This is a genomic window from Kibdelosporangium phytohabitans (assembly GCF_001302585.1).
GTDB classification, from domain to species: Bacteria; Actinomycetota; Actinomycetes; order Mycobacteriales; family Pseudonocardiaceae; genus Kibdelosporangium; species Kibdelosporangium phytohabitans.
Genome location: NZ_CP012752.1, coordinates 672869 through 699083 on the forward strand (window position 1 = coordinate 672869; position 26215 = coordinate 699083).

The window sequence follows — 26215 nt, forward strand, 5'->3', positions numbered from 1 at the left end:
CGTCGCGCTCGCTGGATGATCGCCGGGTCAGCCACGGTCGTCGCACTCGGTGTCGGGGTCGCGGTCGTGCTGACGCAGATCGGCACGGGCAAGGCCGTCGCCGGGCCGCAGGCTCCGGCCCCGGCTGAGACGGCCGTGGTGACCAAGACCGACCTGGCCGACCGGCGCAGCGTGAGCGGCAAGCTCGGCTACGGCGCCGAGACCACGCTGGCCGGGCGCAAGCAGGGCACCATCACCGGTCTGCCCGCCATCGGCGACGTGCTCGACCGCGGCAGATCCGTCTACCAGGTGGACGCCAAGCCGGTGCCGCTGTTCTACGGCCGGATCCCGATGTACCGGCCGGTCGGCCCGGGCGTGACCGACGGCCCGGACGTCAAACTGATCGAGGAGAACCTCAAAGCACTGGGCTACGGCGGGTTCGGCACGCCGGACGAGAAGTTCACCGCCGCCACCGCGAACGCGATCAAGAAGTGGCAGAAGGCGAACAAGCTCGACCAGAACGGCACGATCGCGGTCGGCGACGTCGTGGTGACCCCCGACTCGTTCCGGGTCAGCACGGTCGTCGCGTCGCTCGGCGCGCAGGCCACGGCCGACGTGCTGAAGTACACCGGCGGCAACCGCGGGGTGACCGCGCAGATCAAGGCCGAGCAGCGCGACAGCGCCAAACCCGGCGCGAAGGTCACGGTGAACATCGGCGGCAAGCAGGTGCCCGGGACCGTCAAGCAGGTCACGGTGGCGCCGCCGGACAACAACCCGGCGCCCGGCCAGCCTGGGGACACCAAGTTCGACGTGTCGATCTCGCTGGACGACGCAGGCGCGGTCACCGCGCCGGACGGCAGCACGGTCGACGTCCGGTTCACCGTGAACAGCCAGAAGGGCGTGCTGACCGTGCCGGTCGGGGCGCTGCTCGCGTTGGCCGAGGGCGGTTACGCGCTCGAGGTCGTCGACGGCTCGTCGCGGCGGCTGGTCCCGGTCAAGACCGGGCTGTACGCCGACGGCAAGGTCGAGGTGAGCGGGCCGGACGTGCGGGAAGGCCTGCGGGTGGTGACCACGTCATGACCCCGGTTCTGGCTGTCCGCAACGCGGAGAAGACGTATCCCGGTGGGGTGCGGGCACTTCGCGACGTCTCACTGTCGGTCGACGACGGCGAGCTGCTCGCCATCGTCGGCCCGTCCGGGTCGGGCAAGTCGACGCTGCTGCAGCTGATGGGCACGTTGGACACCCCCACGTCCGGCCGGGTCGAGGTGCGCGGGCACGACGTGGCGCGGCTCAACGACCGCAGGCTCTCGGCGTTGCGGTCGCGGTGGATCGGGTTCGTGTTCCAGCAGTTCTTCCTGACCGACGGCCTGCCCGCCGTGGAGAACGTGGCGACCGGGCTGCTTTACGCGGGAGTTTCCGCGCGGCGCAGGCAGAAGATCGCGATGGGCGCGCTGGAGCAGGTCGGTCTCGGCGAGCGGGCATGGCACCTGCCGAACGAGTTGTCGGGCGGTGAACGGCAACGAGTCGCGATCGCGCGGGCGGTGGTCAACCGCCCGGCGATCCTGCTCGCCGACGAGCCGACCGGGAACCTCGACACGAACACGGGTTCGGGGATCCTCGCGTTGCTGCACCAGCTCAACGCGGCGGGCACCACGATCGTGATCATCACGCACGACAACGACATCGCGGCGTCGATGCCCCGCCGGATCGAGATGCGTGACGGCGTGTTGCGCCTGGACACGGGAGTGGCCGCATGACCGCGGTGATCGACCGGCCACCGGACGCGCAACCGCTGCCGTCACCGCGGCGGCTCGGTACACGGGACGTGCTCAGCCTTGGCGCACACGGAATGCGGACGCGTCCGCTGCGCGCTGTGTTGTCGGCGCTGGGTATCGCGATCGGGATCGCGGCGATGATCGCCGTGGTCAGCATTCCCGCGTCGAGCAGCAAGGCGCTGGCCGACCAGATCGCCGCGCTCGGGCCGAACCTGCTGGTGGCCAAGCCGGGCCAGACGTTCTTCGGCGAGGACGCGAAGCTGCCGCAGAGCGCGGTGCCGATGGTCAAGCGGATCGGGCCGGTGACCGGTGCCGCGGCGACCGGGAACATCAAGGCGTCCGTCCGGCGCACCGACCAGGTCGCGGCGAACGAGACGTCCGGCCTGGCCGTGTACGCGGCGCGGCCGGATCTGCTCGGCGTGCTGAACGGGTCCGTCTACAGTGGAAAGTTCCTGGACGGCGTTTCGGGGAAGTTCCCCGGGGTGGTGCTCGGTTCGGTCGCCGCCACCCGCCTCGGCATCTCCCGCGTCGACCCGGCGGCCCCGCCGCAGGTGTGGATCGGCGGCCAGTGGTTCTCCGTGGTGGGGATCCTCAACGCGATGCCGCTGGCGCCGGAGATCGAGCGGTCGGTGCTGGTCGGCTGGGATTCGGCCAAGGAGCGGCTCGGCTTCGACGGCCACCCGACCACGGTGTACGCCCGTGCGCAGGACTCCCAGGTGAAGTCCGTGCGCGGCATCCTGGCGGCGACGGTCAGCCCGGAACACCCGAACGAGGTCGACGTTTCGCTGCCGTCCGAGGCGCTGGCCGCGCAGAAGCTCGTCGACCAGTCGTTCAGCGCGTTGTTCCTGGCGTTGGGTGGTGTCGCGTTGCTCGTCGGCGGTGTCGGTGTCGCCAACACGATGGTCATCTCGGTGCTGGAACGCCGCAGGGAGATCGGGCTGCGGCGGGCGCTGGGGGCGACCCGGCGGCAGATCCGCGGGCAGTTCCTCGCCGAATCGGTGCTTTTGTCAGGCCTTGGCGGGATTGTCGGTGTGGTCATCGGCGTCGGCGTCACGGCCGGGTACGCGCTCAGCCAGGGCTGGCCCGCTGTGCTGCCGCCGTTGGCACTGGTTGGCGGGGTGGGGATCTCCGCTCTGGTCGGCGCGATCGCCGGTGCGTATCCCGCCATGCGGGCGGCTCGGCTGACGCCGACGTCCGCGTTGGCGTGATCCGCTGTCAGCGGAACGGGTGGCCGCGGCCATGATCCCGGGCTTACCTTGGTGGGCATGGGGATCATGGCCTTGCGGCCGTTCTTGTACTTGCTTCGGCTGCCGTTCGGGCAGGCCTACCTGTGGCAGGACGGCGACGAGTTCACGCTGATCGACACCGGTGTTCCCGGCAGCGCCGGGGTGATCGCCGACGCGGTGACGAAGGAACTCGGCCGCGACACGTCGGCGATTCGCCGCGTGGTGATCACCCACGGCCACCACGACCACCACGGGTCGGCCGCCGATGTGCGGTCCTGGCACGGTGCGCCTGTTCACGTGCACAGTGCGGACGCTGACGTCGTGCGTGGCCTGGCTCGCGCGGCCGACCCGGTGCTGACCGAGTTCGACAAGCCCATCTGGGAGCACGTGACTTCGCTCGGTGCGACGGACGTGGTCGCTCCGCCGTGTGCGGTCGATGTCGAGCTCGCCGACGGCGACGAGCTGGATTTCGGTGGCGGGGCGGTGGTTCTGCACCTGCCCGGCCACACACCCGGCAGCGTCGGGATCCACCTGCCGGAACACGGCGTGCTGTTCACCGGGGACACCGTGGCCAACCAGGACGGCGTCATGCTCGGCGTGTTCAACCAGGACGAGGACCAGGTGCTCGCCGACTTCCAGCGTCTCGCCGAGCTGGACGTGGCGACCGCCTGCTTCGGGCACGGTGAACCGGTGGTGGCGCACGCGAGTGCGGCGTTGCGCGAAGCCGTGAAATCACACCACAAACGGCGCGTGATCTAGGACAATCGGAGGGTGACCGATCTGGACGCCACCTTCGCTGAGGCCGTGCGGTTGCTGACCGGGCTTGTGTCGGGGGAGGTCAGCCCTGTCGAGGCTGCCTCCTGGGCGACGCCCAGGTACGCCGATGAGGCGGCTGGGTACGACAAGCACGCCCCGCTCTGGGTCGCGCTCGGCTCCCTGGTGCTGGCCGACATGCCTGCCGGGCGGGGCCGTTACCTGTACGGCCCTGCCGACTATCAGGACTGGTTGGACGAAGCGCTCGCCTGACGCGCGTCGAGCAGATCCAGGTAGCCGTTGGTCACCGCGTGGAGCTGGTCCGCGACCGGCTCCAGCTTGCCCGGCTTCCAGCGCTGCTCGGCGTAAGCCCGTGTGCACGAACGCATGGCGGCCAGGCTGGTCGCCAGCTCCGCGTCGAGCCGCTCCCGTGCCTGGGCGGGACTCGGTGCGTCGAGCCGGAACGAGTCCGCGTTGTCCTCCCGGAGCGCGGTCAACGCGTCGGCGCGCACGCCGTCGGACGCGTCCCACACCAGCATGGGCCGAACCACGGCGTGGTTGCTCACGGGCGTCCGCGCCGACCGCCACACCGGCGTGAACGGGTTGCGGGACAGGCGGGTCGCGTTGGCCCAGTGAGCCGCGCCGGGCGGTGCCGACAGCCAGGGCACCTCCGGCAGGTCCACTGTCAGTGCCACGTCCACTGTGTCCAAATCTGTCCGCGCGTCCAGAAACCGGCCGTGGAGCCAGAGGCCCGTCACTTCCAGTGGCAGGTTGCGCGCCCCGTCGCAGGCGGTCGCCAGGGCTTCGACGTGCTGGAACGCTTTCGTCCACTTCATCCGGACATTCTCCCCATAGGTGGCGTTGATGCCCTAGGCGTGGGCGCTCTCCCGTGCTGACAAGCGAGAATCACGACATGCTGCCTTCCACTGAGCTGGCCCTACTTCGCCGTGTCGCGCACGAGCAGGCCACGTGTCGTGTCCCCTCCCTGGTCGCAGCCGTGGTGCGCGGGGACGGCCTGGTCTGGTCCGGTGCGCGCGGCCGGGTCGACGGCGAGCTGCCCGGTCCGGACACCCAGTACCGGATCGGATCGATCACGAAGACGTTCATCGCCATGCTCGTCATGCGGTTGCGTGACGAGGGCAAACTCGACCTCAACGACTCACTCGACAAGCACGTGCCCGGCACTGTCGCCGGCGATCGCACCATCGCCCAGTTGCTGTCGCACACTTCCGGGCTGACCGCCGAGTCGCCCGGCAGTTGGTGGGAGCGCTCACCCGGTTCGGACTGGGCCGCGTTGCAGGCCAGCCTCGGTCCCGAGTCGGTCGTGCTGCGCGCCGGGAGCAAGCTGCACTACTCCAACGTCGGCTTCGGTGTGCTCGGCGAGCTCGTCTCCCGCTACCGGGGCATGAGCTGGTGGGACGCGGCGCGGGCGGAACTGCTCGCGCCACTGGAGATGACGCGGACGACGCCGCACCCGGAAGCTCCACACGCGCTCGGCTGGGCCGTGCACCCGCACGCTGACGTGCTGCTGCCCGAACCCGCGCCCGACGCCGGTGCCATGGCTCCCGCCGGCCAGCTCTGGTCGACACTTAACGACCTCTCGCGCTGGTTGCGTGTGATCGCCGGTGACACCGGCGATGTGCTGCACCCTGACACCGTGGCTGAGATGCGTACGCCCGTGATGGTGGACGACGGGGACAGCTGGCTGATGGGCTTCGGCCTCGGCCTGCAGGTCACGCGGGATTCCGGACGGCGGATGGCCGGGCACACCGGGTCGATGCCCGGGTTCCTGGCGTGCGCGCTGACCGACACCGGCAGTGGCACGGGCGCGCTCGTGCTCGCCAACTGCACGGCCGGGGTCGGCATCGTCGGACTTTCATACGATCTGATGAAAATCGCCGACGAGCACGAGCCGTTGCTGCCGACCGAGTGGGCACCGGCCACAACCGTGAACCAGGACCTGCTGGACCTCACAGGTGTGTGGTACTGGGGACCTGCCGTGTACCAGTTGCGGCTGCTCGACCAGGCGTGGCTCGAACTCGTGCCGGTGCAGGGTGCTGGTCGCGCGTCTCGTTTCCGTCCGGCGGGTGACGGCACCTGGGTCGGGCTGGATGCCTACTATGCTGGGGAAACGCTCAAGATCGTGCGTGACTCGAGCGGTGCGGTGTCCCATTTGGACCTGGCGACGTTCATCTTCACCCGCAGGCCGTACGACCCGGCAGGCCCGATCCCCGGGGGTGTCGACCCTCACGGGTGGGGTACGCGCCGATAGGCCACATGACAAACTGGTTACCTCCCGGCAACGGCGCCGGTACCGCCGCAGTTCGTTTCGATCCAGATGAGATCCAAAAGAGGCGCCATGACGCAGACCGTTGATCCCGCCACGCTGCAGTTGCCCGCCGAGCTCAAGCCGTCCGACGGTCGTTTCGGCTGCGGCCCGTCCAAGGTGCGGCCGGAGCAGCTGGCCCGCCTGGCTTCCGAGGGTGCCGCCTACCTGGGCACGTCGCACCGCCAGAAGCCGGTCAAGTCCCTGGTCGGCCGGGTGCGCGCGGGCCTGCGCGAGCTGTTCTCGCTGCCGGACGGCTACGAGGTCGTGCTCGGCAACGGTGGCACGACCGCGTTCTGGGACGCTGCCGCGTTCGGCCTGGTGAACGACAAGGCGCAGCACTTCACCAACGGCGAGTTCTCCGCGAAGTTCGCCAAGGTCACCCAGACCGCGCCGTTCCTGTCCGACTCGATCGTGGTCAAGGCCGAGCCGGGAACCGCGCCGGAGATCACGTACGCCGAGGGCGCCGACCTGGTCGGCTGGGCGCAGAACGAGACCTCCACCGGTGTGGTCATGCCGGTGGTGCGGCCGCAGGGTTCCGGTGACGCGCTGATCGCGGTGGACGCGACCAGTGCGGCAGGTGGTGTGCCGGTCAAGGCCGAGGACTTCGACGTCTACTACTTCGCGCCGCAGAAGAACTTCGCTTCCGACGGCGGGCTGTGGATCGCGCTGATGTCCCCGGCGGCGCTGGAGCGGGTCAACTCGATCGGCGCGAGCGGCCGGTGGGTGCCTGAGTTCCTGTCGCTGCCGACCGCGCTGGACAACTCGGTGAAGGACCAGACGTACAACACGCCGTCCGTGGCGACGTTGTTCCTGCTGGCCGACCAGATCGAGTGGATCAACGGCAACGGCGGGCTGTCCTGGTCGACCGGCCGGACCGCGGACTCGTCGTCGCGGCTGTACACCTGGGCCGAGAAGACCTCGTACACCACTCCGTACGTGGCGAACCCGGCGGACCGCTCGCAGGTCGTCGGCACGATCGACTTCGCCGACGAGGTGGACGCCGCCGCGGTGGCGAAGGCGTTGCGCGCCAACGGGATCGTCGACGTCGAGCCGTACCGCAAGCTGGGCCGCAACCAGCTGCGGGTGGCGATGTTCCCGGCCATCGAGCCGGACGACGTGACAGCCCTGACGACCTCCATCGAGTGGGTCGTCGACCAGCTCACCTGAAAACCCTCGTGAGTGGTTACGCCGGTTAGAACCGGCGTAACCACTCACGAGCTTTTACAGGGCGCCTTGGTCCATCGCGGTGGTGACGGCCGCGGTCCGGTCGGAGACACCCAGCTTGTTGAACACGCGCAGCAGGTGCGTTTTCACCGTGGTCTCGCTGATGTGCAGCGACGCGCCGATCTCGGCGTTCGTTTGTCCTTTCGCGACCAGCCGGAGCACCTGGACCTCCCGTGCGGTCAGCGACTGCTGCGCCGGTTGACGGATCCGCCGCATCAGCCGACCGGCAACCGACGGCGCCAGAACGGTTTCGCCGCGCGTCGCGGCCCTGATCGCACCGGCCAGCTCGGCGCGGGACGCGTCCTTGAGCAGGTAGCCGGTCGCGCCCGCTTCGACCGCGCGCAGGATGTCCGCGTCCGTCTCGTACGTCGTGAGCACGATGACCTTGCTGCTGGTGTTCGACGACATGATCTTCTCGGTCGCGCCGGCGCCGTCGAGGCCGGGCATCCGCAGGTCCATCAGGATCACGTCCGGCCGGGCAGCCGCTGCCATCGCGACGGCCTCCTCGCCCGATCCGGCCTCGCCGACCACCGTCAGGTCCGGCTCGGCGTCCAGCATGCCGCGCAGTCCTTCCCGCACGACCGGGTGGTCGTCGACGAGCAGCACCCTGATCACGTGCACACCTCCAGTTCGACCGTCGTACCCGATCCGGGCGAGCTGGTCACCGACAACGATCCGCCGACCTGCTCGATCCGGGACCGCATCCCGCGCAACCCGAATCCGCTGGTCGGCGCGGCCGAGTCGAAGCCGGTGCCGTCGTCGCTGACGATGACGACAATCGACTCGTCCTGATAGGACAGTACAATCTCGACCGAACCGGCGTGCGCGTGCTTGCGCACGTTGGACAGTGATTCCTGCACCGTCCGCAGCAGCACCACGTCGATCCCGGTCGGCAACGGCCGCCGGTCGCCCTGCACGACGACTTCGGCCGCGACCCCGGTCTCCTCGGCGAGTTTGGCCGCCTGCCGCCGGATCGCGTCGACCACGGAACTCTCGGTCAGCTCGGCCGGCGCCAGCGCGGCGACCAGCGCACGGGATTCGGCCAGGTTCTCGCGCGCTGTGCGCAGCGCGAGCGCCATGTGCCTGCGCACCTGCGCCTCGTCCCGGCCGAGCTCCGATTCCGCGGCCTGCACCAGGGTGATGATGCTGGTGAAGCCCTGCGCCAGGGTGTCGTGGATCTCGCCGGCCAGCCGCTCCCGCTCACCCGCGACACCCGCCTCGTGCGACAACCTGCCGACCTCGGCCTGGCTGGCCTCCAGCTTCGCGATCAGCTCACCGCGTTCGGTGCTCTGCTGGACCACCTTGTCGATCCAGATCCCGATCATCACCGAGAAGATCACGCTGATGGCGATCGCCAGCGCGGAGTTGGCCCAGTTCGCGTTCGGGTCCCCGATCGTGGCGAACAACGTGGTGAAGGCGATGGACACCGCCACCAGCGCGATCGCGAAGACCAACCGCAAGCTCATGAACAGCAACGGGATGACGCCGAAGAAGGCGTACTGGGTGTACGGGACGAGGAACGCCGACCCGGCGACGGACAGGAACAGCACGGCCGCGAACAGGTTGAGCTGCCAGCCAAACCGTTCCGTGATGATGAACCGCTTCGCGAAGGTGGCGTAGCAGATCCCGATCACCGACAGCAGCGCGATCGAACCCGCCTTCTCCACCGCGGTCGCCTGCTCGGCCACGAACAGCACCAAGGAGACGACCACGACGTAGACGAACGTGAAGAACACGTCCCACAGCCAGAAGTACCGCATTCCGGCGTCGTCGGTCACCGGCGGGTGTTGCTCCACCGGAACGTCACCAGGCACAGCACGAGGCCGGCGACGCACCAGGCGCCAAGGACCAGTGAGGTCTTGCCCAGTTCCCATGTTCCCGCCATCTCGTACCTCGCCATGCTGTCCGGCAGGAACACCGACCGGAAGCCCTGTGCCGACCACTTGATCGGGAAGAACGACGCCACTGTGACCATACCCGCGGGCAGCCACGTGATCGGGTTCATGTAGACGCCGGAGATGAACTGCAGGCCCACGTACGGCAGGTTCGCCACAGCGGACGCGCTCGACGCGGACTTCGCCAGCGAAGCGGTGAAGATGCCGATCAGCGAGCAGCTCACGACCGAGAGCACGAAGACCCACGTGAACGTCAGCCACTTGCCGGGTGCGGTCGGCAGGTCGAGGTCGTACATGCCGACACCGACCGCGAGGATCAGCACCGTCTCGGCGATACTCGCCACCAGCACGAGGATGATCTTGCCGATGAAGTAGGAGACCGCGGGCATCGGTGTGCCGCGCAGCCGCGACAGCGTGCCGTCCTCCCGGTCGAGCGCGACGCTGACGCTCAGGTTCACGAACGACGTGGCGATGATGCCCGCGCCGACCATGCTCGCGGCGAGCACCTGGTTGGACTCGACGCCGGTGTCCCCGTACGGCTGGCTGAACACCGAGCCGATCACGGCGAGGATCCCGGCCGGGAACGCGAAGGTGAAGATCGCCTGTTCCTTGTTGCGGAAGAACAACTTCAGCTCGGTCAGGCCACGGGCGAGCCCGATCGCCAGCGGCGAAGGCAGTGCGAGAGTGGTCATCGGGCTTCTCCGACCAGGTCGAGGTAGACGTCTTCGAGCGACGGGCGGGTGACGGTGAGACCGGTGAGCTCTCCACCCCCAAGGGAGAGCTCACCGATCACCTTCGTGGGCGTCGACGTGCGCACCGACTGTTCGCCGTTGCGGTCGAACCAGCGCACAGTCGCCTCCCGCTGCGCGCGTCCGCCCAGATCGCCCGGGGCGCCCTGGGCGACCACCTCGCCCTTCGCGATCACCGCCACCCGGTCGGCCAGCGCCTCGGCTTCGTCGAGGTAGTGCGTGGTCAGCACGATCGTGGTGCCGTCCGCGGCGAGCTTCTGGATCAGGCTCCAGAACTTCCTGCGCGCCTCGGGGTCGAAACCGGTGGTCGGCTCGTCGAGGAAGAGCAGTTCGGGCGTGCCGATGATGCCGAGCGCGACGTCGAGCCGCCTGCGCTGCCCACCGGACAGGCCCTTCACCCGTGCGCCTGCCTTCTCCCGCAGGCCGCAGAGTTCGATCACCTCCTCCGGCTGGCGCGGACGCGGGTAGTACCGCGCGAAGTGCCGGATCGTCTCGTTCACGGTCAACTCGGCCGCGTCGGTCGCGGTCTGCAGCACCATGCCGATCCGCGCCCGCCACGCCCGCCCGGCGGTGCCGGGGTCCGCGTCGAGCACGGACACCGTGCCCTCGTCGCGTTTGCGGTGCCCTTCGAGGATCTCCACGGTCGTGGTCTTCCCGGCCCCGTTGGGGCCGAGCAACGCGAACACCTCGCCGCGTTCGACGTCCAGGTCGATACCGGCGACCGCCTGGATCTTCGGGTAAGCCTTGCGCAGGCCCCGTACTCGTATCGCCGTCATGCCGACAATGCTGCTGCGCGGCGAGCGCGCCGGGGACGACCGCGGGATCGAATCCCGTTGTCCTCCGATCGGTGGACGGGATGTACGTCCTACTTCATCACCGGGACGCTCAGGAAGCCGCGGATGATGGTCGACTTGCGGCGCACGGCTTCGCCGGCGAGGCGTAACTCCGGCAACCGCTCGGCGAGCGCGCGCAGCGCGACGTCACCCTCCAACCTGGACAGCGGGGCACCGAGGCAGAAGTGCGGGCCGCCGCCGAAAGCCAGGTGCTGCACGGCCTCGGGACGCGTGATGTCGAACCGGTGCGGGTCGGGGAACACCTTGGCGTCGCGGTTGGCGGCGGCTGTGATGACGATGATCGGCCGGTCCACCGGGATCGGGTGGCCGTCGATCTCGTACGGCTCGTGCGGGTAGCGGTTGAGCATCGGCAGAGGCGACTCGTACCGCAGGACCTCCTCGACCGCGCCGGGCGCCAGATCCGGTCGGGACCTCAGCAGTTGCCACTGGTCGCGGTCCTCGGCGAAGAGCACGGTCGCGTTGCCGATCATGTTCACGGTCGTCTCGAACCCGGCGATCAGCAGCAGGCGGCACGTCGCGATCAGCTCGTCGGCGGTGATCTTCTCGTCGGTCTCGGCCGTGACGAGCATGCTGATCGCGTCCTCGCCGGGATCGGTGCGGCGCTCTGCCATCAGGCGGCTGAACAGCTCACGCAGATCCGCCACAGCGGCCACGTACTCCCGCAGGTGCCCCCGGCTGCTGAGCCCGTCGAACGCCCGGCCGACGATCTGGCCGTAACGCGCGAACCGGCCCCGGTCACCGGCGGGAATGCCGAGCAGATCGCTGATCACGGAGATGGGCAGCGGTGCGGCGAAGTCCGTCATCATGTCGAACTCGTCGCCGAGCCGGTCGAGCAGCCGATGGGTGGTCGCCTCGACACTGGCCCGCATCTGCCGGATGAGCTTGGGGCGGAACGCGGGCGCGGCGACCTTGCGCAGCCGCGCGTGATCAGGCTCGTCCATGGACACGAACGTGTCAGCGAGGGCGTTGGTGGACTCACCGATCATCTGACCGGCCCTCGTGCGCACCCCCAGCCCCGGGTCACGCAACGCAGCGGAGCAAAGCGCGTGGGAAGTGATCGCGTAGACACGGGAAAGCCCTGAGTAGACGGGCCCTTTGGCCCGGATGCGCTCGTACAGCGGGTAGGGGTTCGCCAGGTGGCGCGGGCTCTCGAGCGCGCAGACGAGATCACCCGCCTCGGCGAGCAGTCTGCTGGTACCGCGGATGGCGAGGCTGCCCGCGATGGTCCGGACTTCACTGAGTGTCAACACCGTGATCCCTCCGTGAGTGAACAGCTCTGTTCACAACTGTACAGAAATGTTCACTGGAGGGATGGCGGGTCTTCGTCTTGACTCCCAGCGCTCTGTCACGGCGGCCGAGGTTGGACGTGTCGCGCATCGTTCGTGTGGCGGCGACGGTCGGTGAGGTGCTAACCCTGGTCGGGATCCGTCAGTGCGACGACGAACGCCTCGACTGGGTGGGTGTGACCTGCTGGCGTGAACGTGTCGCGCATTGCCGCACGTTGGCGACCGTCAGCCGCTTTTCGGGCATTCGCGTGTTCCTGGGCCATGCGGCCTTGTTCGGCAATCGGCTGGATCGTTGCTGCGCCCCGGGGCGGCGCCGATTTGACATGGAGCCTCGGGGCGGCCCAGGAGAGCGTAGAAGGTGGAGCCCCGCCCGATGCCGGATGCTCAAGCGCATTCGTATGCCTGCGGGGCTCTCCTCACGCGACTGGTTCACGGCCGCCCCACTCCATGTCAATCGGCGCCGCTCTCTGTTTTGCTCTTGGTTGTCGCACTCGAGTTCTCGTTCTTTTGGCGCCGCACCAGGGTTTAGCTCTTTCGTCGCGGCGTTGGGTTCTTTGTCCGGTGCGGCGCTCGGCGCCCGGTGCTCGTTGTTTTTGCTGATCGCTGTTAGCCGATGCTGTCCCAGCCTTCGACTTCCTCGGGCTTGCGCGGCTCGGGTCCCGTGTACCGCGCCGACGGGCGGATCAGCTTCCCCGTCTGCTTCTGCTCCAGGATGTGCGCGCACCAGCCCGCGGTCCGGGCGCACGTGAACATCGCGGGCATCATGTGCGGCGGTACTTCCGCGAAGTCCAGGATCACCGCGGCCCAGAACTCCACGTTCGTCTCGATCGCGCGGTCCGGCCTGCGTTCACGCAACTCGGCCAGCGCTGCCTGTTCCAGTGCGTCGGCAGCCTCGTAACGCGCTGCGCCCAGTTCGCGGCAGGTCCTGCGCAGGACGCGTGCGCGTGGGTCTTCCGCGCGGTACACCCTGTGGCCGAAGCCCATCAGGCGTTCCCCGCGGTCCAGCACGCCCTTCACGTATCCGCGTGCGTCTCCTGAACGTTCGACTGCCTCGATCATCGGCAGCACTCGCGCGGGCGCCCCGCCGTGCAGCGGGCCGGACATCGCGCCGATTCCCCCTGACAGCGCCGCTGCCACGTCCGCTCCGGTCGAGGCGATCACCCTGGCCGTGAACGTCGACGCGTTCATCCCGTGCTCCGCCGCCGACACCCAGTAGGCGTCGATCGCTTTGATGTGGGCCGGGTCCGGTTCTCCGCGCCAGCGGGTCATGAACCGTTCAGTGATCGTTTCGCATTCGTTTATCCGGCTTTCGGTGACCGCCGGGTGGCCGATTCCCCGTGCCGACTGGGCTACATAGGACAGTGCCATCACCGACGCCCGTGCCAGCTGCGCCCTTGCCTCAAGGTCCGTGATGTCCAGCAGCGGCTGGAATCCCCAGATCGGGGCGAGCATCGCCAGCGCGGCCTGCACGTCCACCCGGACGTCCCCGGTGTGCACCGGGATCGGGAACGGCTCGGCCGGCGGCAGCCCCGGGCCGAACCGGCCGTCGACGAGCAGCGCCCAGACGTTGCCGAAGGTCACGCGGCCCACGAGGTCTTCGATGTCCACCCCTCGGTAGCGCAGCGCTCCGCCGTCCCTGTCCGGTTCGGCGATCTGCGTGCGGAACGCGATGACTCCTTCGAGACCGGGCTTGTGGCCGTCGTCGTCGAAGCCGGCCTGCGGTGGGTGCACTGTTGGTGTCGACATGCGCGGTCGCCTTTCCGAAATTTCCCCGACTTGCCTCGCGCCGCGCCGGCATCGGATGAGAGTCGGCGACACCGCGCGGCCTCATCTTCAAACACTTCACCCCGGCGCCCTGTGTCGCAATGACACGCGCCGTGGCTTGGGTCACGATTGCGTGAACGATTCAGTCTGCTATTCCATGCCGCATGCGAATCCTCTCCGCCGCGGACGTCGAACACCTCCTCACGCTGGGGGAGTGCGTCGACGTGATGGCCGACGCGCTCATGGCCAGGGCGAACGGCCAGGTCGAGCAGCCGCTGCGGACGCCGTTCCAGCCTTCGTCGACCAATGCGTTCGAGGTGTGGATGCCCGCGTACCGCGGCGGTGACCGGCCGCTGTTCGGCACCAAACTGCTGTGCATTGTTCCGGACAACCCGGTGCGCGGGATGGACGCGCACCAGGGAGCGGTCACGCTCTTCGACGGTGTCACCGGTGAGCCGCTGGCCTTCATGAACGCTTCGGCGCTCACCGAGATCCGGACCGCCGCGGTGTCCGCGCTCGCCACTCGTGAACTGGCTCGCCACGACGCCGGGACCCTCGCGATCATCGGAGCGGGCGTCCAGGCCGAGGCGCATCTGCGCGCCATCCCGCTCGTCCGGCAGATCAGGCACGCGAAGGTGTTCTCCCCGCGGTCCGCGCCCGCGTTCGTCGAGCGGATGGACGTCGCGTTCGAACTCGAAGCCGCTGCCAGCGTCGAGGAAGCCGTGCGGGATGCCGACATCGTCGTCACAGTGACCACGTCGACCGAGCCCGTGCTGCGCCGGGAATGGATCCGCCCCGGCACGCACGTCAACGCGGTCGGGGCGAGCACTCTGCGCCACCAGGAAGTCGACAAGGCGACTGTGCTGGCCGCCGAGCTGTACGTCGACGCGATGCAGTCCGTGCTCGGTGAGGCCAAGGAGTTCCAGGACGACCCGCCGCCGGTCCGCGGCGAACTCGGCGACCTGCTGGTCGGGAAGGTCCCCGGCCGGTCCGGTCCGGAGGCGATCACGGTGTTCCGGTCGCTCGGGATCGCCACCGAGGACTTGTTCGCCGCCGACTACGTGCTGCGCAAGGCCGTCGAACTCGGCGCCGGAGTGGACGCACCCATCTGAGTTACACGTGTGTTTCCGGATCGGATCACGGCGCTTCCCGGTGATAGACCTGTCCACATGCACCTGACCCCGCACGAACGGGACAAGCTGCTGATCCACGTGGCGGCCGACGTCGCACGCAAGCGGCTGGACCGCGGCGTGCAGCTGAACTACCCGGAAGCGGTCGCGTTGATCACCGACCACGTCCTCGAAGGCGCGCGCGACGGCCGGGCCGTGACCGAGCTCGTCGCCAGCGGGCGGCACGTGCTCAGCCGTGACCAGGTGCTCGACGGGGTGCCGGAGATGGTGGACGCGGTCCAGGTCGAGGCCACTTTCCCGGACGGCACGAAGCTCGTCACCGTGCACGATCCGATCGTTTAGGAGCCGCGCGTGCGCCCAGGCGAGATCATCCCGGCGGACGAGCCGGTCGAGCTGAACCCGGGCAGGCCGCGGCTCCTGCTGCGGGTCCGCAACACAGCCGACCGGCCGGTCCAGGTCGGTTCGCACTACCACTTCGCCGCCGCCAACCCGGGCCTCGAGTTCGACCGCGAGGCCGCGTGGGGCCACCGGCTGGACATCCCCGCTGGGACGTCCGTGCGGTTCGAACCGGGTGTCGAGCGTGCGGTCGGGCTCGTGCCGATCGCCGGCCGGCGCGTCGTTCCCGGACTGCGGAAGGAGTGGGCTGGTGACCTCGATCGACCGTGACCGGTACGCGGAGCTGTTCGGCCCCACCACAGGCGACCGGATCCGGTTGGCCGACACGAACCTGCTGATCGAGGTCACCGAGGACCGCAGTACGGGTGCGGGCGCCGGTGACGAGGTGATCTTCGGCGGCGGCAAGGTGATCCGCGAGTCGATGGGCCAGGGCGTGGTCACGCGGGCGCAGGGCGCGCCGGACCTGGTGATCACCGGTGTGGTGATCCTGGACCACTGGGGCGTGGTCAAGGCGGACGTCGGCGTGCGCGACGGCAAGATCGTCGCGATCGGCAAGGCGGGCAACCCCGATGTGATGGACGGTGTCGATCCCGCGCTGGTGATCGGGCCGTCCACGGAGATCCTCGCGGGCAACGGCAAGATCCTCACCGCGGGCGGCATCGACTGCCACGTGCACTTCATCTGCCCGCAGCTGACCGACCAGGCGCTCGCGTCCGGTCTGACGACGATGGTCGGCGGCGGCACCGGCCCGGTGGAGGGCAGCAAGGCCACCACGGTCACGCCCGGCGCGTGGAACATCGGCCGGATGTTGCAGGCGATGCAGGACCAGCCGGTCAACGTCCTCCTGCTGGGCAAGGGGAACACGGTCAGCCACGAAGGCCTGCGGGAACAGCTCCGGGCGGGCGCGGGCGGTTTCAAGCTGCACGAGGACTGGGGCTCGACGCCCGCCGCGATCGACGCGTGCCTGACCGTCGCCGACGAATCCGGTGTGCAGGTCGCGATCCACACGGACACGTTGAACGAGGCCGGGTTCGTGGAGTCCACTTTGGATGCCATCGCCGGCCGGTCGATCAACGCGTACCACACCGAAGGCGCGGGCGGCGGGCACGCGCCGGACATCATCCGCGTGGTCTCCGAGGCCAATGTGCTGCCGTCGTCGACGAATCCGACGCGCCCGCACACCGCGAACACGCTCGAAGAACACCTGGACATGCTCATGGTGTGCCACCACCTGAACCCGTCCGTGCCCGAGGACCTCGCGTTCGCCGAGTCGCGGATCCGGCCGACCACGATCGCGGCCGAGGACGTGCTGCACGACCTCGGCGCGATCTCGATGATCAGCTCGGACTCGCAGGCGATGGGCCGGATCGGCGAGGTGATCATCCGGACGTGGCAGACCGCGCACGTGATGAAGGACCGGCGCGGCGCGCTGCCCGGTGACACGGCCGCCGACAACGCGCGGGCGCGTCGATATGTCGCCAAATACACGATCAACCCGGCCATCGCGCACGGCATCGACAAGTGGGTCGGCTCGGTCGAGGTCGGCAAACTGGCGGACCTCGTGCTGTGGGAACCGAAGTTCTTCGGTGTCCGGCCACACGTCGTGCTGAAGGCCGGGTTCACCGCTTGGGCGGCGATGGGCGACGCGAACGCCTCCATCCCGACGCCGCAACCGGTGTACGCACGGCCGATGTTCGGTGCGGCGCCGTCGGTCGCGATCGACAGCGGGCTGCATTTCGTCGCGCAGGAGGCGTTGGACTCCGACGTGGCGGACGTGTTCCGGATCAACAGAGAACTCGTCGGCGTGACCGGCACCCGCCGGGTGACGAAGGCGGACATGCTGCTCAACGACGCCATGCCGGACGTGCGGGTCGACGCGGACAGCTTCGCGGTGCACGTCGACGGCGAACTGGTCGAACCCCAACCGGTCGACCGGCTCCCGTTGGCACAGCGGTATTTCCTGTTCTGATGCACACGGTCGCGCTCGTCCTGTCCGACTCCCGGTTCCCCGGCGGCGGGCACGTGCACTCCGGCGGTCTCGAAGAGGCCGCCGCGCGCGGGCTCGTCACCGACATCCCCTCACTCGGGCTGTTCCTGGCCGGACGGCTGCGCACAGCGGGGGAGCTGGCGGCGATCTTCGCCGCTGCCGCCGTGAAACACCACGATTGGTCCACTCTGGACGAAGAACTGGACGCGCGGACGCCGTCGCCCGCCCAACGCGGGGCATCACGGGCGCAAGGCCGGGCAACCCTCCGGGCGGGCCGCGGCGCGTGGCCGTCGCCGGTGCTGGATGCCTTGGTACGGGCCACTCCCAGGCCGCATCACGCCATCGTCGTCGGCGCGTTGACCGCGATCGCGGGAGGCTCGTCGGCCGATGCCGCGCTGACGGCCGCGTACCTGTCGGTCAGCGGACCGTCGAGCGCCGCGATCCGGTTGCTCGGGCTGGATCCGTTCGCCGCCAACGCGGAAGTGACCCGGCTGAGCGACGCCATGCGCGCCGTTGCCGAGCGTGCCGTGCTCGCGGCTGACCTGCCGCCCGAAGACCTGCCCGGCCCGGGAGCGCCGGGGCTGGACCTGTTGGCAGAGGCACATCTGCGCCACCACAAGGAAGAGGTACGGCTCTTTGCAAGCTGATCACACGCACACCCACCCGGTGAACTTCGACCCGACCTGGTCGGAGCCGGACCACCACGAAGCCGCGCCGCAGCCGGGCCGCGCCTACCGGATCGGCATCGGCGGCCCGGTCGGCAGCGGCAAGACCGCGTTGACCGCCGCGCTGTGCCGGGTGTTCCAGGGCGAGGTGAACCTCGCCGTGGTCACCAACGACATCTACACCACGGAGGACGCGGACTTCCTGCGTCGCGCGGGCGTGCTCGACACGGACCGGATCGAGGCAGTGCAGACCGGCTGCTGCCCGCACACCGCGATCCGCGACGACATCACCGCGAACCTGGACGCCGTGGAGACGCTGGAAGAGCGCCACCCGGGGCTGGAGCTCGTGATCATCGAGAGCGGTGGCGACAACCTGACCGCGGTGTTCAGCCGGGGCCTGGTCGACCGGCAGGTCTTCGTCGTTGACGTGGCCGGCGGCGACAAGGTGCCACGCAAGGGCGGTCCCGGCGTGACCACGGCGGACCTGCTCGTGATCAACAAGATCGACCTCGCTCCGCTGGTCGGGGCGGACCTGGAGGTGATGGCGGGCGACGCGGCCCGGATGCGCGGCGACCTGCCGGTGATCGCGCAGTCGCTGACCGAGACGCCCGGTGCGCCCGCCGTGGCCGACTGGGTCCGTGCCCAACTGCCAGTCAGGTCGGGATGAAAGCACGGGCGCGGGTCGTCGCCGAGTCGGTCGGCGGGCGGACAGTGTTGCGGGACCTGCGGTCCTGCTCGCCGCTGACCCTCATCCCGCACCGCGCCAGACCGGGCTTGGTGCACCTGGTGAACTCGGCGTCGGCGCCGCTCGGCGGCGACGACCTCGCCCTGACCCTCGTCGCCGGGCCCGGTGCCCGGCTTCGGGTGGTGGGCGTGGCCGCGAGCCTCGTCCTGCCGGGACCGGGACCGGCGCGGAGCCGGTTCGCCGTGCACGTCGAGGCCGCCGACGGATCCATTGTGGAGTATTTGCCCGATTCGACGATCATCACCCACCGCGCCCGTCACGCGGCTGTGTTCACCGGTTCGCTTGAACCGGAGGCGCGGCTGCGCGTGCGCGAGATGCTCGTCCTCGGCAGGGAAGGCGAGCGGCCCGGCAGTCTGAGCACCGAGACAGTCGTGCGGCGCGGCGGCCGTCCGCTGCTCAACCAACGGCTGGAGATCGACTCGTTGACCGCCAGCCCGGCAGTGCTCGCGGGCAGGCGGGTCCTCGCTTCGGATCTCCGTGTGGGCCATGAAGATCCGCCCGCCGCGGTCGCCGGGGACTGGTGCTCGCTCGTCCCGCTGGCCGCGGGCGGGTCGCTGGCCACCGCACTCGCCGACGACGCCGTCACCGCGCAGCACATGATCGAATCACTGAATCGATCTGGTTGATCGATCTGGTTGGCTCCGCGTGGGTGTAATCACCATTCGTGCTGTTTCTCCGGACGTGCGGACCCCGTAACGTCCTTGGGAACCAAGGAGATCCCGAGGCGGAGGGTGATACGCATGGCGGACGCCGACATCACGTCCAACATCACACTCGACCTACCGACGATGCGTGCCCACTACGAAGGCGGCACTCTCGACGAGTCCGAGCTGGCCGGCACGTGGCACGAACAGTTGCAGTACTGGCTGGACCAGGCGGCGCAGCAGGGTGTGGTCGAACCGAACGCGATGGTGCTCGCCACCGCCGACCCCCAGGGCAGGCCGTCGTCACGCACAGTGCTCGCCAAGGGCCTCGATGCGCGCGGCGTGGTGTTCTTCACCAACTACACGTCCACCAAGAGCCACGAGCTCGCCGCGACCCGGTACGCCTCGGCCACTTTCCCTTGGTACTCCCTCCAGCGCCAGGCGCACGTCCGCGGCACGGTCGAGAAGGTCGACGTCGCCGAGACGGCCGCGTACTGGGCCAGCCGCCCGCGTGAGTCGCAGCTGGGCGCGTGGGCCTCACCGCAGTCGGTGGTAGTGCACAGCCGCAACACCCTCGACTCGTCCTTGGCCAACATCCAGCGCCAGTTCGCCGACGCTGAGGAAGTGCCCGTGCCCCCGCACTGGGGCGGCTGGCGGATCCGGCCCGAAGTGGTCGAGTTCTGGCAGGGCCGCCGCAACCGCATGCACGACCGCCTGCGCTACAAGCTGACGCGCGACGGCTGGAAGGTCGAACGCCTCGGCCCGTAAGTTCTCGTCGTGAGTGTTTTGGCCGGTTCTAACCGGCCAAAACACTCACGAGGAAAATCACGTTCGCGAAAATGATTAGGACCCCTAAGCTTATTTGCCGTGGCCCTGCGCGAACTGGTGATGGACATCCGACCCCTTCGCGTACGGCCCTACCGCCGGTTATGGCTGTCCACAGCGGTCACGTCCATCGGCGCCCAGCTCACCGCGGTCGCCGTGCCCAAGCAGGTGTTCGACCTGACCGGCTCGTCCGGCTACGTCGGGCTGACCGGTGCGGTCGCGCTGGTGCCGCTGCTGGTCTTCGGCCTGTGGGGCGGGGCCATCGCGGACATGATGGACCGGCGCAAACTCCTGCTGATCACCAACTCGGGCATCGCGCTGAGCTCGATCCTGCTGTGGTTGCAGGCCGCGATGGGGGCGCAGTCGGTCTGGGTCGTGCTGCTGCTGCTCGGCGTGCAGCAGTCCTTCTTCGCGGTCAACATGCCGACCCGGTCGGCGGCGATCTCCCGGCTGGTGCCGCCGGAGCTGATGCCGTCGGCGATGGCGCTCGGCTCGACCATCTTCACGTTCGGCGCCGTGCTCGGCCCGTTGCTGGCCGGTGCGCTGCTGCCGGTCCTCGGACTGTCCACTTTGTACCTGGTCGACTCGGTCGCGCTCGTGCTCGCGATGTACGCGGTGTGGCGCCTGCCGCCGATGCCGCCGCTCAGCGGGGAGATCAGACGGGCCGGGCTGCGTGACGTCGTCGACGGATTCCGTTATCTCGCCGGGCAGACCGTGCTGCTGGCGTCGTTCCTCGTCGACATCATCGCGATGGTCGCGGGCATGCCGCGCGCGCTGTTCCCGGAGATGGCCGAGCGCACGTTCGGCGACCCGCCGGGCGGTGGCAGCGCGCTGGGCTGGTTGTACGCGGCCATTCCGCTCGGCGCGTTCGTGCTGGGGCTGTCGTCGGGCTGGTTGCACAAGGTGAACCGGCACGGCGTCGGCGTGATCATCTCCGTGTGCGTGTGGGGCGCGGCCATGGTCGGGTTCGGGCTGAGCAGCGCTCTCTGGCTGGCCGTGGTGTTCCTGGCGATCGGCGGGGCCGCGGACATGGTGAGTGCCGTTTACCGCTCGTCGATCCTGCAGATGGCGGCGCCGGACGACATGCGCGGCCGGATGCAGGGTGTGTTCACCGTTGTCGTCGCAGGTGGGCCGCGCCTGGCGGACATCACGCACGGGTGGACCGCGGCGGGCACGGGCACGGCCGTCGCCTCGGCGGGCGGCGGTGTCCTGGTGATCATCCTGACCGTCGCGTCGGCGATCTGGTTGTCCGCTTTCTGGCGTTATCGGGCCGACAAGCAAGTCGCGACGGCAATGGAGTGATGTCGTTACACCTTTTTCGGTGACATCGGGCACACTCCAGGGATGACGGAAGGGATCAAGGAACACGCGTCCGCTCAGCCCGAGCTCAAGCGGGCCATCGGGCCGAAACTGCTGTTGTTCTTTGTCGTGGGGGACATCCTCGGGACGACGATCTACGCGCTGACCGGGCAGGTCGCCGGGGAGATCGGCGGCGCGCTGTGGGTGCCGTTCCTCATCGCGTTCGTCGTCGCGTTCATGACGGCGTTCAGCTACCTGGAACTGGTCGGCAAGTACCCCAAGGCGGCGGGGGCGGCGCTGTACACGCACCGCGCCTTCAAGATCCAGTTCCTGACGTTCATGGTCGCGTTCACGGTGATGTGCTCGGGGATCACGTCGGCGTCGTCGGCCGCGGTCGCCTTCGGCGAGACCTACATGGTCAAGACGTTCGGCCTGGGCACGTCCGAGCTGCGCACCACGGTGATCGCGATCCTGTTCGTGCTGCTGATCGCGCTGGTCAACTTCCGCGGCGTCGGTGAGTCGGTCAAGGCCAACGTCGTGCTCACCATCGTCGAGCTGTCCGGTCTGTTGATCATCATCGCGGTCGGCGTGTACGCGGTCGTCAACGGCGACGGCGACTCGAGCAGGCTGACCGAGATCGACACCGCCAACCAGACCTGGCTGGTCGCGATCAGCTCGGCGACCTCGCTGGCGTTCTTCGCGATGGTCGGCTTCGAGGATTCGGTGAACATGGCCGAGGAGTGCCGCGACCCGGTTCGGATCTTCCCGAAGGCCCTGCTGTGGGGCATGGTCATCGCAGCGACTATCTACATCCTCGTCGCTGTGACGTCCTCGCTGCTCGTGCCGGCCGACGAGCTGAAGACGGCGGGCAGTTCCGCGCTGCTGAAGGTGCTCGACGTCGGGGCGCCCGGCTTCCCGCACGTGGTGTTCTCCGCGATCGGCATGATCGCCGTGATCAACTCGGCGCTGATCAACATGATGATGGCCAGCCGCCTGCTCTACGGCATGGCCAACGAGCGGATCATCCCGAAGCAGCTCGGCCGCGTGCACCCGTTGCGCCGCACGCCGTGGGTGTCGATCCTGTTCACCTCCGCGCTGGCGATCGTCATGGTGTCCACTGTGGATATCAAGGGGCTCGGCGGGACCACGTCGTTGTTGCTGCTCGCGGTGTTCACCATCGTCAACATCGCCGTCCTGGTACTGCGCAGGGAGAAGGCGGAGCACAAGCACTTCAGGACGCCGACCGCCGTCGCGGTCCTCGCGGCTTGCCTGTGCGCCTACCTCGTCATCCCGGGTCTGTCCGGCAGGGAGAGCAAGGAGTACGGCATCGCCGGCATCCTGCTCGGCGTCGGCCTGGTCCTCTGGCTGATCAACTTCATCTACACCAAGCGCAAAGGGGAACAGGTCGAGCTGAACCCCGAGGCGCTGAACAAAGGCAGCGACTAGCGATACCGCGCTAGTTCGGCTGGGTCGTGCGCGCAGAACAGCTCGACCCGGCCGGACTGGTCACGTGCCAGGTCGCGGAGCCGGTCCTGGTTGCGAAGCCGCGGCGCGCGTTCGGTCTCGACGATCTTCTGGAACAGGGTGAGCAACGGCGGGCAGTGCGGGTGCGCCGGGTCCATCTCGCCATGGAAGAAGTAGCTGTCGCCACCGTGCAGCAACCACTTGTCACCGATGTCGACGGCGACGCCCGCGTGCCCGGCCGTGTGCCCGCGCAGGGGAACGATGAGGATTTCCGACGGCAACCCCTTGAGGTCGCGGACCGCCTCGAAGCCGAACCAGTCCTCGCCGCTGGTCTGGTAGCTCTCGAACCGCGCGTGTGCCCATTGGACCTTGCGGAACCGGCTGCGGTCCTTGGCGGTGGCCTGTGCCTGCGCGACTTGCAGCTCCTCGGCGTACACGTGCACGGTCGCGTCGGGGAAGTCGCGCAACCCGCCCGCGTGGTCGAGGTCGAGGTGAGTGGGGATGATGTGCCGGACGTCCTCGATCTTGTACCCCAGGCCGACCACCTGCTGTGCCGCGGTTTCCCGCGCGTCGAGGATGGGGTTGGCGGCGAGGAGGAACTCCTTTGTCAGTGACGTCTTCGGGTCGCGGATGTCGTCCGAGCCGATGCCGGTGTCGACGAGGACCAGGCCGTCGTCGGTCTCGATGAGCAGGCAGTGGCAGATCATCGTGCCCCGGCGCAGGTGGCCGGGCTGCCCGTCGAGCAACTTGCCGCCGAGCGGGCGCATGGTCCCGCAGTTGAGGTGGTGTACGCGCATGGTGGTCACTCCTTGTGGATCAACAGCTTGAGGTGGTCCCCGGCCTGGCGGAGCGGTGTGACGTCCTTGCGCGTCCTGGCGAGGATGAGAGCGCCTTCGATGGTGGCGAGCACTGTGGTCGCCAACGCCTTCGGCTCGGCGACGCCCTGGCGTTCGAGGTGGTCGGCGATCACGCCTTCCCACGACAGGTAGGCGGTGTCGCACGCCTCGCGGATCTGTTCGCTCTCGCCTGCGGCGTCCAACGCGACAGTCGTGATCGGACACCCGTCGCGGAAGCCGGACTCGACGAGCGCGGTCGCCAGCAGGTCGATGACGTCGTCGAGCGAGGCGGCCAGCTTGAGCTGTTCGCACAGCTCGCCGCCGGAGAGCTGGAGGGACTCGACAGCCAGCTGCTCCTTGCCGCCGGGGAAGTGGAAGTAGAGGGAGCCCTTGGGCGCGCCTCCCTCGGCGAGCACCTGGTTGAGGCCGGTCGCGTGGTACCCCTGGGTGCGGAACAGGGTGGCCGCTGTTCTCAGCACCCGGTCCCGCGTGTCGTTCTTCTTGGGCATGCGAGCGACTATACAGACTGGTCTATTACCGCGCGAGGGCATGCGAAGGCCCGCCGGACGACATCCCCGGCGGGCCGATCGGGCCTGGTCAGCGCCGTGGCAGCGTGCAGCCCGGTGCGCTCAGGTTGAACTGGTTGCCCGCGCCGATGCAGGCGGGGATGTTGTAGATCTGCTGGCCGTACTTGTAGCCGTTGCGGACCGTGACCTGGCCGCTCTGGCTGACCTCGCAGGGGTTGTTCAACGTGCAACGGCCGCCGCTCTCGTTCGCCGTGTTGTTGACCGCGACGACCTTGCCCGACGCCGTGTCGATCACGGGCGAACCCGAGGTGCCACCGATCGTGTTGCACGTCGACTGCGAGACGTAGCGAATGGAGTCACGCCAGGTCCACGCGTCTTCCTTGAGCTGGTAGGCGAAGCCGTCGACCCGGCAGTTGTAGATCCGCTTCCAGTACCCGGAGACGACCTGGATGTTCGTGCCCGCGGTCGGCCGCGACGTGGTCAGCTCCAGGCCGCGCGTGCCGTACTGCTGCTGGATCTGGGCGTACGTCTGGCTCAGCTGGTAGAAGGCGACGTCCGTGTCCTTCATGGTGGCGTAGGCCAGCTTGGTCGCGCGCAGCGTGCCCAGGTTCTGGCCGGAGCCGTTGAGCAGCGTGAAGGTCCGGCTGGCCGACTGGTTCAGGATGACCTCGTTGGCGCCCATGAACTTCACGCAGTGACCGTTCGACATCACCAGTGCCGGGTCGGAGTCCTGCGCTGACGGCGGCCGGACGACGGAGCCGGAGCAGTTGTTGAGTGCGACGATGCCGGTGAAGTCCGCCTGGACGGCGTTCGCCGGTGCCGCCGCGAGCGCGCCGATGGCCATGGCTGCGAAGAGCGTGCCAGCTACACGCTTGATCATAGTGGTGATCCTTCCGCTTGCAGGGACTCCGAGCGTCAACGCTGCGCGAGCGGAGTACCACCCGCCGTTAGGCTGCAAATCATGACCCTGGAGATCGTGCACGGCGCCGCTCGGGCCGTGATCACCGAAACCGGCGCGGGACTGCGGGCCTACGAGGTGGGCGGCGTGCCGTTCAGCGAGACGTACGGCTTCGGCGAGACGCCACCGCTCGGTTCCGGTGCCGTCCTGGTGCCGTGGCCGAATCGGACAGCGGGCGGGCGGTGGCGGCTCGACGGCGAACCGCAACAGCTCGAAGTGACCGAACCCGCGCGCGGCAACGCCATCCACGGCCTCGTCCGCCGTCTACAGTGGACTGTGATAGAGCAGGTCGGTTCGTCGATCTCGCTCGAGACCACGATCGATCCCCAGGCGGGCTGGCCGACACGGCTGCGCACGACGATCGCGTACTCGCTGGACGACACCGGGCTGACCGTGACGCACGGAGTGCATAACGTCGGCGACCGCCCGACGCCGTTCGGCGTGGGCACGCACCCGTATCCCCGTGCGGGCAACGACTCAACGGACTCCTGCACGTTGCAGCTGGCAGCGACCACCGTCCTGCCGTTGGACCCGTCGCGGATGGTGCCGAGTGGTCCCGCTGTCGACGTGACGGGGACCGAGTACGACTTCCGTACCGCACGGCCCTTGCGGGATGTTCAGCTGGATACGCCCTTCGGTGGCTGCCTGCCAGGGGAAGATGGTCTTGTCCGGCACGTGGTGACCGGGCCGACGACGGGCGTCGAGGTCTGGGCCGACCCGGACTTCAAGTGGGTGCAGGTGTTCACCCCGGGCGAGTTCCCGGGGCGGGGCCGGGCGATCGCCGTCGAGCCGATGACCTGCCCGCCGGACGCGCTGAACTCGGGAACGGACCTGATAACGCTGGCGCCGGGCGAGTCATGGGCGGCACGCTGGGGAATAACCCCGATAAGTACCTGAAGTACTTG

The 26215-nt window shown here is 68.8% G+C and carries 28 protein-coding genes; 18 read left to right on the forward strand and 10 right to left on the reverse strand.

All coding sequences use genetic code 11. From position 1 onward, the window contains the following. The first annotated feature begins 15 nt into the window (after positions 1 to 15). From AOZ06_RS03220 to AOZ06_RS03240, 5 genes are read left to right on the forward strand one after another with little or no spacing between them, the layout of a single operon-like run. Entirely contained in the window at positions 16 to 1059 is a 1044-nt protein-coding gene (locus AOZ06_RS03220) for a peptidoglycan-binding protein (RefSeq protein ID WP_157232774.1), read from the forward strand. After that, the gene (locus tag AOZ06_RS03225) at positions 1056 to 1736 is read left to right on the forward strand and encodes an ABC transporter ATP-binding protein (RefSeq protein ID WP_054288036.1); all 681 of its coding nucleotides are present in this window, start codon (positions 1056 to 1058) and stop codon (positions 1734 to 1736) included. The genes AOZ06_RS03220 and AOZ06_RS03225 overlap by 4 nt, the downstream gene beginning before the upstream one ends. Continuing rightward, the gene (locus AOZ06_RS03230) at positions 1733 to 2962 is read left to right on the forward strand and encodes an ABC transporter permease (protein WP_054288037.1); all 1230 of its coding nucleotides are present in this window, start codon (positions 1733 to 1735) and stop codon (positions 2960 to 2962) included. The genes AOZ06_RS03225 and AOZ06_RS03230 overlap by 4 nt, the downstream gene beginning before the upstream one ends. Before the next feature lie 57 nt (positions 2963 to 3019). After that, a complete protein-coding gene (locus AOZ06_RS03235) occupies positions 3020 to 3739 on the forward strand; it encodes an MBL fold metallo-hydrolase (RefSeq protein ID WP_054288038.1) in 720 nt (239 codons plus the stop codon). Positions 3740 to 3751: 12 nt separating this feature from the next. Beyond that, complete coding sequence (locus AOZ06_RS03240) at positions 3752 to 4006, forward strand: hypothetical protein (protein WP_054288039.1); 255 nt, start codon at positions 3752 to 3754, stop codon at positions 4004 to 4006. On the opposite strand, the gene AOZ06_RS03245 is transcribed toward AOZ06_RS03240, so the two are convergent. Then, positions 3976 to 4569, reverse strand: a complete 594-nt coding sequence (locus AOZ06_RS03245) for a DUF7711 family protein (RefSeq protein ID WP_054288040.1) — start codon at positions 4567 to 4569, stop codon at positions 3976 to 3978. The genes AOZ06_RS03240 and AOZ06_RS03245 overlap by 31 nt on opposite strands. 77 nt (positions 4570 to 4646) lie before the next feature. Between AOZ06_RS03245 and AOZ06_RS03250 the strand changes: the two genes are divergently transcribed. Both AOZ06_RS03250 and serC read left to right on the forward strand, forming a co-directional pair. Then, on the forward strand, positions 4647 to 6005 hold the full coding sequence (locus AOZ06_RS03250; protein ID WP_054296390.1) for a serine hydrolase domain-containing protein: 1359 nt from the start codon (positions 4647 to 4649) through the stop codon (positions 6003 to 6005). A gap of 87 nt (positions 6006 to 6092) precedes the next feature. Then, a complete protein-coding gene (gene serC / locus AOZ06_RS03255) occupies positions 6093 to 7229 on the forward strand; it encodes a phosphoserine transaminase (protein WP_054288041.1) in 1137 nt (378 codons plus the stop codon). 54 nt (positions 7230 to 7283) lie between these two features. On the opposite strand, the gene AOZ06_RS03260 is transcribed toward serC, so the two are convergent. The 6 genes from AOZ06_RS03260 to AOZ06_RS03285 all read right to left on the reverse strand — a co-directional run bounded on the left by AOZ06_RS03260 (position 7284) and on the right by AOZ06_RS03285 (position 13816). Then, entirely contained in the window at positions 7284 to 7901 is a 618-nt protein-coding gene (locus AOZ06_RS03260; protein ID WP_054296391.1) for a response regulator, read from the reverse strand. Then, positions 7898 to 9064 (reverse strand): sensor histidine kinase, encoded by a 1167-nt coding sequence (locus AOZ06_RS03265; protein ID WP_083472548.1) that lies wholly within the window; start codon positions 9062 to 9064, stop codon positions 7898 to 7900. The genes AOZ06_RS03260 and AOZ06_RS03265 overlap by 4 nt, the downstream gene beginning before the upstream one ends. Beyond that, on the reverse strand, positions 9061 to 9873 hold the full coding sequence (locus tag AOZ06_RS03270; RefSeq protein ID WP_054288043.1) for an ABC transporter permease: 813 nt from the start codon (positions 9871 to 9873) through the stop codon (positions 9061 to 9063). The genes AOZ06_RS03265 and AOZ06_RS03270 overlap by 4 nt, the downstream gene beginning before the upstream one ends. Further along, positions 9870 to 10706 carry an ABC transporter ATP-binding protein gene (locus AOZ06_RS03275; RefSeq protein ID WP_225953089.1) on the reverse strand — a complete coding sequence of 279 codons (837 nt, stop codon included), beginning with the start codon at positions 10704 to 10706 and terminating at the stop codon, positions 9870 to 9872. Before AOZ06_RS03275 ends, AOZ06_RS03270 begins: the two co-directional genes overlap by 4 nt. An 89-nt stretch (positions 10707 to 10795) precedes the next feature. After that, positions 10796 to 12034 carry a cytochrome P450 gene (locus AOZ06_RS03280; RefSeq protein WP_054288044.1) on the reverse strand — a complete coding sequence of 413 codons (1239 nt, stop codon included), beginning with the start codon at positions 12032 to 12034 and terminating at the stop codon, positions 10796 to 10798. A 642-nt stretch (positions 12035 to 12676) separates the two neighbouring features. Further along, the gene (locus AOZ06_RS03285; protein ID WP_054288045.1) at positions 12677 to 13816 is read right to left on the reverse strand and encodes a citrate synthase 2; all 1140 of its coding nucleotides are present in this window, start codon (positions 13814 to 13816) and stop codon (positions 12677 to 12679) included. A gap of 182 nt (positions 13817 to 13998) precedes the next feature. Here AOZ06_RS03285 and AOZ06_RS03290 point away from each other — a divergent pair, with 182 nt between their 5' ends. The 10 genes from AOZ06_RS03290 (at position 13999) to AOZ06_RS03335 (ending at position 22971) form a co-directional block, all read left to right on the forward strand. Continuing rightward, a complete protein-coding gene (locus AOZ06_RS03290) occupies positions 13999 to 14946 on the forward strand; it encodes an ornithine cyclodeaminase family protein (RefSeq protein ID WP_054288046.1) in 948 nt (315 codons plus the stop codon). Positions 14947 to 15003: 57 nt separating this feature from the next. Then, positions 15004 to 15306, forward strand: coding sequence for an urease subunit gamma (locus AOZ06_RS03295; protein ID WP_054288047.1), 303 nt, complete (start codon positions 15004 to 15006; stop codon positions 15304 to 15306). Positions 15307 to 15315: 9 nt separating this feature from the next. Beyond that, positions 15316 to 15630, forward strand: coding sequence for an urease subunit beta (locus AOZ06_RS03300; protein ID WP_054288048.1), 315 nt, complete (start codon positions 15316 to 15318; stop codon positions 15628 to 15630). Further along, positions 15611 to 17329 carry an urease subunit alpha gene (locus AOZ06_RS03305; protein ID WP_054288049.1) on the forward strand — a complete coding sequence of 573 codons (1719 nt, stop codon included), beginning with the start codon at positions 15611 to 15613 and terminating at the stop codon, positions 17327 to 17329. Before AOZ06_RS03300 ends, AOZ06_RS03305 begins: the two co-directional genes overlap by 20 nt. After that, positions 17329 to 17994 (forward strand): urease accessory protein UreF, encoded by a 666-nt coding sequence (locus tag AOZ06_RS03310; RefSeq protein WP_054288050.1) that lies wholly within the window; start codon positions 17329 to 17331, stop codon positions 17992 to 17994. Before AOZ06_RS03305 ends, AOZ06_RS03310 begins: the two co-directional genes overlap by 1 nt. Beyond that, a complete protein-coding gene (gene ureG / locus AOZ06_RS03315; RefSeq protein ID WP_417999962.1) occupies positions 17951 to 18679 on the forward strand; it encodes an urease accessory protein UreG in 729 nt (242 codons plus the stop codon). The genes AOZ06_RS03310 and ureG overlap by 44 nt, the downstream gene beginning before the upstream one ends. After that, entirely contained in the window at positions 18676 to 19383 is a 708-nt protein-coding gene (locus tag AOZ06_RS03320; RefSeq protein WP_054288052.1) for an urease accessory protein UreD, read from the forward strand. Before ureG ends, AOZ06_RS03320 begins: the two co-directional genes overlap by 4 nt. 114 nt (positions 19384 to 19497) lie before the next feature. Next, a complete protein-coding gene (gene pdxH, locus AOZ06_RS03325) occupies positions 19498 to 20169 on the forward strand; it encodes a pyridoxamine 5'-phosphate oxidase (protein ID WP_054288053.1) in 672 nt (223 codons plus the stop codon). A 120-nt stretch (positions 20170 to 20289) separates the two neighbouring features. After that, positions 20290 to 21528, forward strand: a complete 1239-nt coding sequence (locus AOZ06_RS03330; RefSeq protein WP_054296393.1) for an MFS transporter — start codon at positions 20290 to 20292, stop codon at positions 21526 to 21528. Positions 21529 to 21570: 42 nt separating this feature from the next. Further along, positions 21571 to 22971, forward strand: a complete 1401-nt coding sequence (locus AOZ06_RS03335) for an APC family permease (protein ID WP_054288054.1) — start codon at positions 21571 to 21573, stop codon at positions 22969 to 22971. On the opposite strand, the gene AOZ06_RS03340 is transcribed toward AOZ06_RS03335, so the two are convergent. From AOZ06_RS03340 to AOZ06_RS03350, 3 genes are all read right to left on the reverse strand, one after another. Further along, complete coding sequence (locus AOZ06_RS03340) at positions 22968 to 23786, reverse strand: MBL fold metallo-hydrolase (protein WP_054296394.1); 819 nt, start codon at positions 23784 to 23786, stop codon at positions 22968 to 22970. The two genes, AOZ06_RS03335 and AOZ06_RS03340, sit on opposite strands and share 4 nt — an antisense overlap. Before the next feature lie 5 nt (positions 23787 to 23791). Next, positions 23792 to 24334, reverse strand: coding sequence for a TetR/AcrR family transcriptional regulator (locus tag AOZ06_RS03345; RefSeq protein ID WP_054288055.1), 543 nt, complete (start codon positions 24332 to 24334; stop codon positions 23792 to 23794). 88 nt (positions 24335 to 24422) lie between these two features. Then, positions 24423 to 25232, reverse strand: a complete 810-nt coding sequence (locus AOZ06_RS03350; protein WP_054288056.1) for a S1 family peptidase — start codon at positions 25230 to 25232, stop codon at positions 24423 to 24425. Positions 25233 to 25313: 81 nt separating this feature from the next. On the opposite strand from AOZ06_RS03350, the gene AOZ06_RS03355 reads away from it, so the two are divergent. Next, positions 25314 to 26207 carry an aldose 1-epimerase family protein gene (locus tag AOZ06_RS03355; RefSeq protein WP_054288057.1) on the forward strand — a complete coding sequence of 298 codons (894 nt, stop codon included), beginning with the start codon at positions 25314 to 25316 and terminating at the stop codon, positions 26205 to 26207. Positions 26208 to 26215: the final 8 nt, after the last annotated feature.

Coding starts and splice junctions, on each gene's coding strand:
- AOZ06_RS03220 (WP_157232774.1), top strand. CDS start 16: ATGATCGCCGGGTCAGCCACGGTCGTCGCACTCGGTGTCGGGGTCGCG.
- AOZ06_RS03225 (WP_054288036.1), top strand. CDS start 1,056: ATGACCCCGGTTCTGGCTGTCCGCAACGCGGAGAAGACGTATCCCGGT.
- AOZ06_RS03230 (WP_054288037.1), top strand. CDS start 1,733: ATGACCGCGGTGATCGACCGGCCACCGGACGCGCAACCGCTGCCGTCA.
- AOZ06_RS03235 (WP_054288038.1), top strand. CDS start 3,020: ATGGGGATCATGGCCTTGCGGCCGTTCTTGTACTTGCTTCGGCTGCCG.
- AOZ06_RS03245 (WP_054288040.1), bottom strand. CDS start 4,569: ATGAAGTGGACGAAAGCGTTCCAGCACGTCGAAGCCCTGGCGACCGCC.
- AOZ06_RS03250 (WP_054296390.1), top strand. CDS start 4,647: ATGCTGCCTTCCACTGAGCTGGCCCTACTTCGCCGTGTCGCGCACGAG.
- serC (WP_054288041.1), top strand. CDS start 6,093: ATGACGCAGACCGTTGATCCCGCCACGCTGCAGTTGCCCGCCGAGCTC.
- AOZ06_RS03270 (WP_054288043.1), bottom strand. CDS start 9,873: ATGACCACTCTCGCACTGCCTTCGCCGCTGGCGATCGGGCTCGCCCGT.
- AOZ06_RS03275 (WP_225953089.1), bottom strand. CDS start 10,706: ATGACGGCGATACGAGTACGGGGCCTGCGCAAGGCTTACCCGAAGATC.
- AOZ06_RS03285 (WP_054288045.1), bottom strand. CDS start 13,816: ATGTCGACACCAACAGTGCACCCACCGCAGGCCGGCTTCGACGACGAC.
- AOZ06_RS03290 (WP_054288046.1), top strand. CDS start 13,999: ATGCGAATCCTCTCCGCCGCGGACGTCGAACACCTCCTCACGCTGGGG.
- AOZ06_RS03295 (WP_054288047.1), top strand. CDS start 15,004: ATGCACCTGACCCCGCACGAACGGGACAAGCTGCTGATCCACGTGGCG.
- AOZ06_RS03310 (WP_054288050.1), top strand. CDS start 17,329: ATGCACACGGTCGCGCTCGTCCTGTCCGACTCCCGGTTCCCCGGCGGC.
- AOZ06_RS03320 (WP_054288052.1), top strand. CDS start 18,676: ATGAAAGCACGGGCGCGGGTCGTCGCCGAGTCGGTCGGCGGGCGGACA.
- pdxH (WP_054288053.1), top strand. CDS start 19,498: ATGGCGGACGCCGACATCACGTCCAACATCACACTCGACCTACCGACG.
- AOZ06_RS03330 (WP_054296393.1), top strand. CDS start 20,290: ATGGACATCCGACCCCTTCGCGTACGGCCCTACCGCCGGTTATGGCTG.
- AOZ06_RS03335 (WP_054288054.1), top strand. CDS start 21,571: ATGACGGAAGGGATCAAGGAACACGCGTCCGCTCAGCCCGAGCTCAAG.
- AOZ06_RS03340 (WP_054296394.1), bottom strand. CDS start 23,786: ATGCGCGTACACCACCTCAACTGCGGGACCATGCGCCCGCTCGGCGGC.
- AOZ06_RS03345 (WP_054288055.1), bottom strand. CDS start 24,334: ATGCCCAAGAAGAACGACACGCGGGACCGGGTGCTGAGAACAGCGGCC.
- AOZ06_RS03350 (WP_054288056.1), bottom strand. CDS start 25,232: ATGATCAAGCGTGTAGCTGGCACGCTCTTCGCAGCCATGGCCATCGGC.
- AOZ06_RS03355 (WP_054288057.1), top strand. CDS start 25,314: ATGACCCTGGAGATCGTGCACGGCGCCGCTCGGGCCGTGATCACCGAA.